An 11670-nucleotide genomic window follows, 5' to 3' on the forward strand; every position below is an offset into this window, starting at 1 on the left:
AGAAGAACAGGCGAATGCTATCCCACACGCGGCGGAAGATGCCACCTTCCTCGACAGCGTCGAGGGCAATCAGGTTAGCGGTATGGACGACTTTGTCTTCCATTTTCACTTCAACCTTGCCGATCACGTCGCCTTTGGCGATTGGCGCAACCAGTTGCGGGTTCATGGTCATGCTGGCGGTCAGCTTCTTCATCTCGCCTTTTGGCATGGTCATGCTCAGGTCTTCAGCCAAACCGGCTTTGATCTGGCGCTCGGTGCCTTTCCAGACGGTTGCCTGAGCCAGCTCAGTGCCCTTCTGGTAGAAGTTCTGGGTTTCGAAGAAACGGAAACCGTAAGTCAGCAGCTTCTGGGTTTCAGCCGCACGGGCCTGCTCGCTCGAAGTACCGAATACCACCGCGATCAGACGCATGCCATCACGAACGGCGGAAGACACCATGCAGTAGCCTGCTTCATCGGTGTGACCGGTTTTCAGGCCATCGACCGTTTTGTCGCGCCACAGCAGCAGGTTGCGGTTAGGTTGCTTGATGTTGTTCCAGAAGAACTCTTTCTGCGAGTAGATCGCATAGTGCGCCGGGTCTTCATGAATGATCGCGCGTGCCAGGATCGCCATGTCGTGAGCCGAGGAGTAGTGCTCCGGGTTCGGCAGGCCTGTCGGGTTCATGAAGTGACTGTTGGTCATGCCCAGATCGGCAGCAGTCTTGTTCATCATGTCGGCGAACGCGTCTTCGCTGCCGGCGATGTGCTCGGAGAGCGCTACGCTGGCGTCATTGCCCGACTGAATGATGATCCCGTGCAGCAAGTCGCTGACAGTCACCTGGCTGCCGACTTTGATGAACATCCGGGAGCCACCGGTACGCCAGGCGTTCTCACTGACGGTCACCGGGTCGTTCTCGCCGATCTGCCCACGACGAATTTCCAGGGTCGCGATATAGGCGGTCATCAGTTTGGTCAGACTGGCAGGCGCCAAACGCTGGTCGCCATTGTTCTCGACCAGAACGTTACCGCTGCTCGCGTCCATCAGCACATAGGCTTTGGCAGCCAGTTGCGGAGCGGAAGGCGTCATCTGCTCGGCGGCCCAGGCAGCCGGAGTGATGATCAGCGGTACAAGCAGGCACAAGCGTTTTGCAAAGGTGGTGATGTTCATCCGTCTCTCGAAATTGCTAATGGGCAAACATGCCCTCGCGGGCAAAGCTTAACGGGCCGATGGAAGCGGTGACGCTCACAACGACCGGCGGTGCCAGGCTCTAATCCTGGCCCATGAACCGCCTGTTTGACAGACAGACTCATGGACAATTGACTGCGCGGTTCGCTCTGGTGGCAATCAGTCCGGCAGCCAACTGTAAAACCAATCCGTCCCGAATAGCTCTGTGGGACGTAAGCGGCTCTTAATCCAGTGTCACGACGCTAGGCTGGCCCAGATTGGCTGACCTTACGCTGTTTTGCATTTGCTGGGCTTCACCCTGAGTCTCGATCGGCCCCATTCGAACTCGATAGAGCGTCTGTTGATTGCGGGCTATCGAACTCACGAACACCGGAGCCCGAACCATTCCGCTCAATTTCGACCTCAGGAGCTCCGCAGCGTCCGGGTTGGCGAACGCGCCCACCTGGAGATACAGCCCAGAGACTGGTACGGAAGCGTTTTTTTTTGCGTCAAACGGCACCGCAGGCGCAGCGTGCTGTTGCGGCGGCGGTGTGTACTGCTCGATAGTCCCGGCGGATGCTATCAAGGCTGGTGCTGCAGCTTGCGGAATGGCTTGCGGCTGATTCGGCAACAGCGGCGCAGGACGCCCATTCTGCGCCAGCCATACTTGTGGATCGATACCTTCGACCTTCACCCGCGCCGTACCGGTCTCGGCATAGCCGAGCTTCTTGGCGGCTGCGTAGGACAAGTCGATGATGCGATCCGAATAGAACGGCCCGCGATCGTTGACGCGCAGGATTACCGTGCGGTTGTTGTCCAGATTCGTCACTTTCACATAGCTGGGCAGCGGCAGCGTCTTGTGTGCCGCGCTCATGCCATACAGGTCATAAACCTCGCCGTTGGCGGTGTTTTGGCCGTGGAACTTGGTGCCGTACCAGGACGCAGTGCCCGAGGCGACATAATTCCGGGAGTCCTGGATAGGGAAATAGGTTTTGCCCAGCACGGTATAAGGGTTGGCCTTGTACGGGCCGGTGTGCAGGCTCGGCGTAGCATCCGGAATACGCGAGATATCCACGTCCCACCAGGGCGCGCCATCTTTATGCGCACGGTTGATGTCCAGGCCCGGAGGCGAAGAAATACCGGCGGTGCCCTTCTGGACAGGACGACTTGGAGACGAACAACTGACCACCAGCAATGACAGCGAAGCCAGCGCTATCAACTTCAACGATGTAACCATCGGCAATGCCCGCATTACTTGACGCCCCGAGCTTGAACCAACAATTCAGACAGCTGATGAACACTCATGGCGTACATCACACTGCGGTTATAGCGAGTGATTGCATAAAAATTCTTCAAACCCATCCAGTATTCAGGTCCGTTTTCGCCTTCCAGCTTGAATGCGGTCACTGGCAAGTCGTCGCGCAGCGCATCATGACTCGACCACCCCAAGGCTCGCAACTCCCCGACGTTCTTTACCGGATCAATGCCCGGTGTGAGGCCTTCATCGACACGTTCACCGCGCACGCTCGCCAGGCTGACAACCGGCTCGCCCGCCACCCAGCCATGCTGCTTGAAGTAACTGGCCACACTGCCAATGGCATCATCCGGATCGGTCCAGATATTGATGTGCCCGTCACCGTCGAAATCCACGGCGTAGGCCCGGAAGCTGCTCGGCATGAACTGTGGCAGCCCCATCGCACCAGCATATGAGCCCTTGAGGGTCAGCGGATCAACTTGTTCTTCCCGGGCCAGCAGCAAGAACTCGCGCAGCTCCTTGCGGAAGAAGTCGGCACGCGGCGGGTAGTCGAAGCCAAGCGTAGACAACGCATCGATTACCCGATAATTGCCAGTATTACGCCCAAAAAAGGTTTCGACGCCAATGATCGATACGATCACCTGAGCCGGAACGCCATATTCCTGCTCAGCGCGTGTCAGCGCAGCTTCGTGCTGGCGCCAGAAGTCCACACCTCGCGCAATGCGCGCGTCAGTGATGAACATCGGGCGATAGTCTTTCCACTGCTTGACCCGTTCGGCCGGACGGGAGATCGCGTCAAGAATCGCCTGTTTGCGTTCCACTTCACGAAACACTTCGATCAGTTGTTCGCCCGCAAAACCATAATCGCGAGTCATCTGGCCGACAAATTCGGCGACTTGCGGCGAACCTTCGTAATCGCCAGCGAATGCTTCTTGAACAGATCCAAGAATGCCAACCAGGCCGACCACCGGAGCATATCGAGCCCAGCTACGCACTACTTGCATTGAATTCTTCACCTTAATCAAACCTGTGCGATCCATTTACGGTGTGTATGGATCGACATCAAAACCCCAAAGGCTGACAGCAGCGTCACGAGCGAAGTTCCTCCATAACTAATGAAGGGTAACGGCACACCCACTACCGGCAACAGGCCACTGACCATACCGATGTTGACGAAAACGTAAACAAAAAATGTCATTGTCAGCGCGCCAGCGAGCAACTTGCCGAACAATGTCTGGGCCTGAGCAGTAATCACCAGTCCGCGCCCAATCAGCAGCATGTAGATCAGCAACAGTGCACAAATCCCCACCAGCCCGAACTCTTCGCCCAGTACGGCGATGATGAAGTCGGTGTGGCTTTCCGGGAGAAAGTCCAGGTGCGACTGGGTGCCGAGCAGCCAGCCTTTGCCAAATACACCGCCGGAACCGATGGCTGCTTTTGACTGAATGATGTTCCAGCCAGTGCCCAGCGGATCGCTTTCAGGGTCGAGAAAGGTCAGGACCCGCTGCTTCTGGTAGTCGTGCATGATGAAAAACCACATGGCGACGGATACCGGGACCGCAGCGGCAATCACGCTAATAATCCAGCGCCAGCGAAGACCCGCCATAAACATCACGAACGCACCCGAGGCCAGAATCAGCAGCGAGGTGCCCAGGTCTGGCTGGCGAACGATCAACGCAAACGGAACGCCGATCATCGCCAGACTCACGCCGACATGCTTGAGCTGCGGCGGCAGGGTCCGTTTGGACAGATACCATGCGATGGTTGCCGGCATGATGATCTTGAGAAACTCGGAAGGCTGAAAGCGGATGACCCCGGGAATATTGATCCAGCGCGTGGCCCCCATGGCGTTATGGCCCATGACATCCACCACCACCAGCAATAACACGCCAATCACGTACAACACGGGCACCCAGCGAGCCATGAAACGCGGCTCCAACTGGGCGATGATCACCATTGCCACCAGGCCGATACCGAACGAACTCGCCTGCTTGATCAGCAGGTCCCAGTTCTTGCCACTGGCCGAATACAGCACAAACAGGCTGCCTGCCGCCAGCGTCAGCAAAAGCACCAGCAAAGGACCGTCGATATGAATGCGCTGCAGAAACGTCGCGCGGCGACGCATCACGTCTTCGCTGGACAAAATGCGGTCGAAATTACTCTTCACTGGCACTGGCCGCGGCCTCCACGGCTTGAGCGCCGCCATATTCAGGTTTGAGTGTTCCGTCAGGTTTGAGCAGCCAGGCATCCATGACCTGACGGACCACAGGGGCCGCAACACCTGAGCCGGATTCGCCGTTTTCGACCATGACCGAAACCACAATCTTTGGATCATTGGCCGGGGCAAAGCCTACGAACAGCGCGTGGTCGAGGTGACGTTCCTGAACCTTGGAGCGGTCGTACTTCTCGCCCTGCTTGATTGCCACCACCTGGGCGGTGCCGCTTTTGCCAGCGATCAGGTATTGAGCACCGAGTGCGGCTTTGCGCGCTGTCCCCCGCGCGCCATGCATAACCTGCTGCATGCCGTGATTGACCTTGTCCCAGTCAGAGGGGTTACGCAACACGATATTGGGCATCGGATTTTCATCAACCGGCTTCTCGCCCTCGATGCTTTTGGCCAGATGCGGCCGGTTCCACACGCCTCTGTTGGCAACCAGCGCGGTGGCCTGGGCCAGTTGTAATGGCGTGGCCTGCATGTAGCCCTGGCCGATCCCGAGAATCAGTGTTTCACCCGGGAACCACGCCTGACGACGGGTCGCACGCTTCCAGTCGCGGGATGGCATCAGGCCGGGAGACTCTTCAAACATATCCAGCGACACTTTTTGCCCGATACCAAACTTGTTCATGTACGCGGAGAGCCGATCGATGCCCAGCTTGTGGGCCAGATCGTAGAAATAGGTATCGTTGGAACGCATGATCGCGGTATCCAGATCCACATAGCCATCGCCGGTGCGGTTCCAGTTTCGGTATTTATGATCGTAATTGGGCAGTTGGTAATAACCCGGGTCGAACACTCGACTTGAGGCTGTCACCACACCCGCGTCCAGCCCGGCAATTGCCACAGCCGGTTTGATAGTCGAACCGGGCGGATACAGGCCGCGCAGAATCCGGTTGAACAGCGGCCGATCGATGGAATCACGCAACTCGGCATAAGCCTTGAAACTGATACCGGTTACAAACGGGTTGGGGTCGAAGCTCGGCGCACTGACCATCGCCAGCACCTCGCCGTTTCTCGGGTCCATGGCCACAACTGCGCCACGACGCCCTGCGAGGGCGGCTTCGGCCGCTTCCTGAAGCTTGATGTCCAGGCTGAGGACGATGTCCTTGCCAGGCACCGGATCAGTCCGCTTGAGCACTCGCAAAACACGACCACGGGCGTTGGTTTCGACCTCTTCGTAGCCTACCTGCCCGTGCAACTGCTCTTCGTAGAAACGCTCGATACCGGTTTTGCCAATATGGTGCGTACCGCTGTAGTTGACCGGATCGAGGCTCTTCAGCTCTTTCTCGTTGATCCGCCCCATATAGCCCACCGAGTGCGCAAAGTGCGGCCCCTGAGGGTAGTGCCGAACCAACTGCGCCACGACTTCCACGCCGGGCAGCCTGAACTGGTTAACCGCCACGCGGGCGATCTGCTCTTCAGTCAGCTCAAACAGGATAGGCACCGGTTCAAATGGCCGCCGCCCCTGCTTCATGCGCTTTTCAAAGATCAGCCGGTCATCCGGCGTCAGCTCCAGCACCTCGACAATGGTGTCCAGCACCTGGGCCCAGTCGCCAGAACGCTCCCGGGTCATGCTCAAACTGAAGCTGGGCCGGTTGTCAGCGATCACCACGCCATTACGATCGAAGATCAAGCCGCGGCTTGGCGGAATCGGCTGCACATGGACGCGGTTGTTTTCCGACAGGGTCGAGTGATAGTCGTACTGGATGACCTGCAGGAAATACAGCCGGGCAATCAATACGCACACCAGCACCACGACGGCCACAGCCCCGACCACGACGCGACCCCGCACAAGGCGTGCGTCTTTCTCGTGGTCTTTTAGGCGGATCGGCTGAGACATGAGGGCGCGATGCTATTTGTGATAGGGGTGCCCGGACAGGACTGTCCAGGCGCGATATATCTGCTCGCCGATGAGGATGCGCACCAGAGGGTGCGGCAACGTCAAGGGTGACAACGACCAGCGTTGCTCGCTGCGCGCACAGACTTCCGGGGCCAGCCCTTCCGGGCCGCCCACCATAAGGTTCACGGTGCGTGAATCAAGGCGCCAGCGGTCCAGCTCCACCGCAAGTTGCTCGGTGCTCCATGGCTTGCCGTGCACTTCCAGGGTCACGATCCGCTCGCCCGGTTGCACTTTTGCCAGCATGGCCTCGCCTTCCTGACGGATCAGACGGGCCACGTCGGCATTCTTGCCACGGGTATTGAGCGGAATCTCCACGAGGTCGAGCGCCAGTTCGGATGGCAGACGCTTGGCATATTCATGCCAGCCTTCTTCCACCCACTTGGGCATGCGCGAACCAACGGCAATCAGACGCAGACGCACAATGAGGCCTTATTCGCTTTCGTTACCCGGAGTGTGGTGCGCAGCGCTTGCAGCGCGACTCTGTTCTGCGCCCATCCACAGGCGTTCCAGGTCATAAAAAGCACGAGCAGAAGCGGTCATCATGTGCACGATAACGTCGCCCAGATCCAGAAGAACCCAATCGCTCTCGCCTTTGCCTTCTTCGCCCAGAGGCTGTGCGCCTTTGGCTTTGACGTTCTCGCGAACCTTGTCGAGCATCGCGTTGATCTGACGGTTCGAGGTACCGGTAGCGATAACCATGTAGTCAGTCAGGCTGTGCTTGTCTTTCACGTCGATGACCTGAATGTCCTGGGCTTTGACGTCTTCCAGGGCAGCCTTGGTCAGTTCAACCAGCTCTTCGCCGGAAATAGTGTGTAGTTTTTGCTTGGTCATATAAAACTCATTCAGTTCAATTGGGAGCACGGTACAGCCCGTGCTCCTCGATGTAGGCCAGTACGGCGTCTGGCACCAGAAAACGTACCGACTTACCGCTGGCCAGCAGTTGGCGGATCTGGGTGGCAGACACCGATAAAGGCGTCTGCCAGACGAATGTAATGTGCCCGCCGGGCCCCTTAAGGGCCTTCGGATCGCTGACCGCGCGGGCCGCCAGCAGATTGCGCATGGCATCCGGCGACTCGCTGTCGGCGTCCGGGCGCTGAAGCACCACTATATGGCAGTGCTCCAACAACTCCTCCCAACGATGCCAGGTGGGTAGCCCGCAAAAAGCATCCCAGCCCAGCAACAGGAACAACTGGTCCTCTGCGGCCAGTTCGGCGCGCATCGATTCCAGGGTGTCGATGGTGTACGACGGTTTGTCCCGCTTCAGTTCACGGTCATCCACCGTCAAGGGCGTCACACCGGCCACTGCGCATTCGACCATCGCCAGGCGGTCGTTTGCGCTGACACTCGGCGTGTCGCGATGAGGTGGCCTGGCGCTGGGCGTCAGGCGCAACTCATCGAGTTCAAGCAACGCGGCAACCTCAAGGGCTCCGCGCAAGTGACCGATGTGAACCGGGTCGAACGTGCCGCCCAGCATACCGATACGTTTGGGCAAGACCTCAACGGCCTCGTCGGTTACAGCATCCGCAGGCACTGCCGCGTGCTGCACAGGTGCGCTCAAGTCAGGCTGGCTCCTGTCCGCGCAACTGGCCGTCGCCGATCACGATGTACTTCTCGCACGTCAGACCTTCCAGGCCGACCGGGCCGCGGGCGTGCAGCTTATCAGTAGAAATGCCGATCTCGGCACCCAATCCGTATTCAAAGCCATCCGCAAAGCTGGTGGGCGCGTTGACCATCACCGAACTGGAGTCGACTTCAGCCATGAAACGGCGGACCTGCCCCTGATGATCAGAAACGATGGCGTCGCTGTGATGCGAGCCATAGTGGTTGATGTGTTCGATGGCCTGATCCAGGCCGGTCACGATACGAATCGACAGAATCGCCGCCAGATACTCGGTATTCCAGTCTTCTTCGGTGGCCGGGATCGCTTCAATCAGGTCACGAGTGCGCTCACAACCACGCAGCTCGACGCCTTTTTCGCGGAACTGGGCAGCCATTTGAGGCAGAAATTCGGCTGCGACGGTCTGATCGACCAGCAGCGTTTCCATGGCACCACAAATGCCATAACGATAAGTCTTGGCGTTGAAGGCAATGCGCTGAGCCTTGGACAGATCAGCATGGGCGCTGACATAAACGTGGCAGATGCCGTCCAGATGCTTGATCACCGGAACACGCGCATCACGACTGACCCGCTCGATCAAACCTTTGCCGCCACGTGGCACGATAACGTCCACGTACTCGGGCATGGTGATCAGCGCGCCCACGGCAGCGCGGTCAGTGGTTTCCACCACTTGCACCACAGCAGCAGGCAGCTCGGCTTCGGCCAGACCGCGCTGGACACAGGCAGCAATCGCGCGATTGGAGTTAATCGCTTCGGAGCCGCCACGCAAAATCGTGGCGTTACCCGACTTCAGGCAGAGGCTCGCAGCATCGATGGTTACGTTCGGACGCGACTCATAGATGATCCCCACAACACCGAGCGGCACACGCATCTTGCCGACTTGAATACCTGACGGCCGAAAGCTCATGTCGCGGATCGCACCAACCGGATCGGGCAGGTTCGCTACCTGACGCAACCCGACGATCATGCTGTCGATACGTGCGGGGGTCAGGGCCAGGCGCTCGAGCATGGCAGGCTCCAGACCATTGGCGCGACCTGCGGCCAGGTCCAGATCGTTGGCAGCGGACAACTTGTCGCGGGCTTCGTCCAGAGCGGCGGCGGTGGCGAGCAAGGCGCGGTTTTTCTGCGCGGTGCTGGCACGGCCGATCACTCGCGAAGCTTCGCGGGCGGCGCGACCCAGGCGGGTCATGTAGTCAAGAACGGACTCAGTCATGGTCTCAGAGGTCTTGGCAGAGAAGAAAGCGGCCGATTATAGCTGTCGGGCGGCGCTAACGACAGCGGTGACAGGCGGATGGTCGATAACGGGGTGAAATAGAGCGCAGGCTTTAACTGCAGGAGATCGCCTTGTGCTCCTGACACAGCGCTGTCGCGCAGCAACCAGATGACTTGTAGGAGCTGCCGAAGGCTGCGATGGCGGTGTGTCAGGGTAAATGCTTCGCAGCTTTCGGCAGCTCCTACAGATGCAAGCAGATGTTTTGCATTGTCACATTCAGCTGCAATTAAGCCCCGCATTGATATGATCAGTGCCCGCCCCTTTTGTGTACCCCGCCATGCCGACCGCCTTGCCCGACAGCTTTTTCAACCGCGACGCCCAGGTTCTGGCGCAGGCGCTGCTGGGTAAAGTCATCAGACACAAGGTGGGTGATCTTTGGCTCGCCGCGCGAATTATCGAAACCGAAGCCTATTATTTCGCCGAAAAAGGCAGCCACGCCTCCCTCGGCTATACCGAAAAACGCAGAGCACTGTTTCTCGATGGCGGGCACATATATATGTACTACGCACGCGGCGGGGATTCGCTTAACTTCAGCGCCGAAGGGCCGGGCAACGCGGTGCTGATCAAATCAGCCCATCCATGGGTCGATGCCGTATCGGATGCCAACAGTCTGGCCCGAATGCAGCTGAACAACCCTGACGCCAGCGGCGCGCTACGTGCGCCCGAACGCTTGTGCGCAGGCCAGACACTGCTATGCAAGGCGCTGGGCCTCAAAGTGCCGATGTGGGACGCGAAACGTTTCGATGCAAATTTGTTACTCGTGGAAGATGTGGGCGAAACGCCACCCCGTATCATCCAGACCACGCGTCTGGGTATACCTCTGGGCCGTGATGAGCACCTGATGTACCGCTTCGTCGACCCTGAATACGCTCGCTTCTGCACACGGAACCCGCTGCGACGCGGTCAGGTCGAAGGGCGCGACTACTTTTATCTCGATCAAGGAAATTAACCATGGGCCAATGGCTCGACAGCATCACCGGCTGGCTGGCGGTCAATCCCTCGTGGCTGAGCGTGGCTATCTTTTTGATCGCGTTCGTTGAATGCGTAGCGATTGTCGGGATTATCGTGCCGGGGACAGTCGTACTGTTTGCCGTTGCAGCGCTGGCCGGCAGCGGGATTCTCCCGCTGGGGGAAGTCCTGCTGCTGGGTTTCCTCGGCGGCCTGTTGGGCGATGCGGTTTCCTACTTCATTGGTCGTAAATACCATCAAAACATTCGACGCCTTCCGGGCCTTCGCACCCATCCGGAGTGGATCGGCAGCGCAGAAACCTATTTCCAGCGTTACGGCATTGCCAGTCTGCTGGTCGGGCGATTCATTGGGCCGCTGCGGCCGATGCTGCCCATGGTGGCGGGCATGTTCGACATGCCGTTCCCACGCTTCGCCGCCGTAAGCGTGATCGCTGCGGTGGGCTGGTCGATTGCGTATCTGCTACCGGGCTGGGCCGCGGGCGCAGCCGTGCGTTTGCCACTGCCGGAAGGTTTCTGGCCTCAGGCAGCCGTAGTCGGCGGTGGATTGGCGATACTGATCGGCGTCGCCATCCAGACCAGTCTGCGCTCCAAAAAGTACGCCACTGAAATCATCGCAGGAACCAGTGCGGTACTCCTCGCGGCCATATTCTTCGGCTGGCCGCATCTGACGCAGCTTGATAACGGCATCATGACGCTGATCCAGGAGCACCGCAGCACGGTGGTCGATCAGTTCGTGATTGTAGTGACCGGCCTCGGGGATTTCCGTACCCAGTTCTACGCTGCAGCCTTGTTACTGGTGATCTTGCTGGTCACCCGGCAATGGCGGCATGCGCTGTTTGCCGCTATCACGACGTTGGGTACCGCGTGCGCTAATGGCGCAATGAAATGGGTATTCGCTCGCCAGCGGCCGGAAGTACTGCTTGAGCCGCTGACCACTTACAGCATGCCGAGTGGCCACAGCTCTGCCGCATTTGCATTCTTCATGACCCTGGCAGTGCTGGCCGGTCGCGGCCAGCCGGTGCGACTGCGCCTGACATGGTTGATGCTCGGCGGATTACCCGCGATCTCGATCGCCATGTCGCGGGTTTACCTTGGCGTGCACTGGCCAACCGACGTCCTGGCCGGGATGCTCCTGGCGTTCACGCTGTGCGCGATCAGCCTGAGCCTGGTGCAACGTCAATCGTCGCTACCTGCCTTGCCCGTGAGAATCTGGTGGCTGATATTACCTTCGCTTGCGGTGCTGTTCACCGGTTACGCGTTGCATTCAATGCCCCATGCAGTGCTGCGTTATCAGTAT

The 11670-nt window shown here is 58.9% G+C and carries 11 protein-coding genes; 2 read left to right on the forward strand and 9 right to left on the reverse strand.

Translation table 11 applies throughout. The features are described from left to right. From H8S59_RS22850 to H8S59_RS22890, 9 genes are all read right to left on the reverse strand, one after another. On the reverse strand, positions 1-1144 hold a 1144-nt coding region (locus H8S59_RS22850; RefSeq protein ID WP_187522894.1), incomplete at its 3' end, for a D-alanyl-D-alanine carboxypeptidase family protein. 241 nt (positions 1145-1385) lie between these two features. Next, positions 1386-2393 (reverse strand): septal ring lytic transglycosylase RlpA family protein, encoded by a 1008-nt coding sequence (locus tag H8S59_RS22855; protein ID WP_095100449.1) that lies wholly within the window; start codon positions 2391-2393, stop codon positions 1386-1388. Next, positions 2393-3400 (reverse strand): lytic murein transglycosylase B, encoded by a 1008-nt coding sequence (gene mltB, locus H8S59_RS22860; protein WP_095100451.1) that lies wholly within the window; start codon positions 3398-3400, stop codon positions 2393-2395. Before mltB ends, H8S59_RS22855 begins: the two co-directional genes overlap by 1 nt. Before the next feature lie 17 nt (positions 3401-3417). Continuing rightward, entirely contained in the window at positions 3418-4521 is a 1104-nt protein-coding gene (gene rodA / locus H8S59_RS22865) for a rod shape-determining protein RodA (protein WP_187522897.1), read from the reverse strand. A 31-nt stretch (positions 4522-4552) separates the two neighbouring features. Beyond that, positions 4553-6454 carry a penicillin-binding protein 2 gene (gene mrdA / locus H8S59_RS22870; protein WP_095100453.1) on the reverse strand — a complete coding sequence of 634 codons (1902 nt, stop codon included), beginning with the start codon at positions 6452-6454 and terminating at the stop codon, positions 4553-4555. Positions 6455-6466: 12 nt separating this feature from the next. Further along, the gene (rlmH, locus tag H8S59_RS22875) at positions 6467-6934 is read right to left on the reverse strand and encodes a 23S rRNA (pseudouridine(1915)-N(3))-methyltransferase RlmH (RefSeq protein WP_087267625.1); all 468 of its coding nucleotides are present in this window, start codon (positions 6932-6934) and stop codon (positions 6467-6469) included. Positions 6935-6943: 9 nt separating this feature from the next. Next, a complete protein-coding gene (rsfS, locus tag H8S59_RS22880) occupies positions 6944-7345 on the reverse strand; it encodes a ribosome silencing factor (RefSeq protein ID WP_095100455.1) in 402 nt (133 codons plus the stop codon). Positions 7346-7361: 16 nt separating this feature from the next. After that, complete coding sequence (gene nadD / locus H8S59_RS22885) at positions 7362-8006, reverse strand: nicotinate-nucleotide adenylyltransferase (RefSeq protein WP_176469959.1); 645 nt, start codon at positions 8004-8006, stop codon at positions 7362-7364. 67 nt (positions 8007-8073) lie between these two features. Beyond that, positions 8074-9345, reverse strand: coding sequence for a glutamate-5-semialdehyde dehydrogenase (locus H8S59_RS22890; protein WP_187522895.1), 1272 nt, complete (start codon positions 9343-9345; stop codon positions 8074-8076). A 337-nt stretch (positions 9346-9682) separates the two neighbouring features. Between H8S59_RS22890 and H8S59_RS22895 the strand changes: the two genes are divergently transcribed. Both H8S59_RS22895 and H8S59_RS22900 read left to right on the forward strand, forming a co-directional pair. Further along, a complete protein-coding gene (locus H8S59_RS22895; protein WP_187522898.1) occupies positions 9683-10354 on the forward strand; it encodes a DNA-3-methyladenine glycosylase in 672 nt (223 codons plus the stop codon). Positions 10355-10356: 2 nt separating this feature from the next. Further along, positions 10357-11670 (forward strand): bifunctional DedA family/phosphatase PAP2 family protein (locus H8S59_RS22900; RefSeq protein WP_187522896.1); only part of this gene is annotated, 1314 nt, incomplete at its 3' end.

Origin of the sequence: Pseudomonas folii (assembly GCF_014357575.1) — a bacterium.
In the GTDB taxonomy this organism is placed as follows: Bacteria; Pseudomonadota; Gammaproteobacteria; order Pseudomonadales; family Pseudomonadaceae; genus Aquipseudomonas; species Aquipseudomonas folii.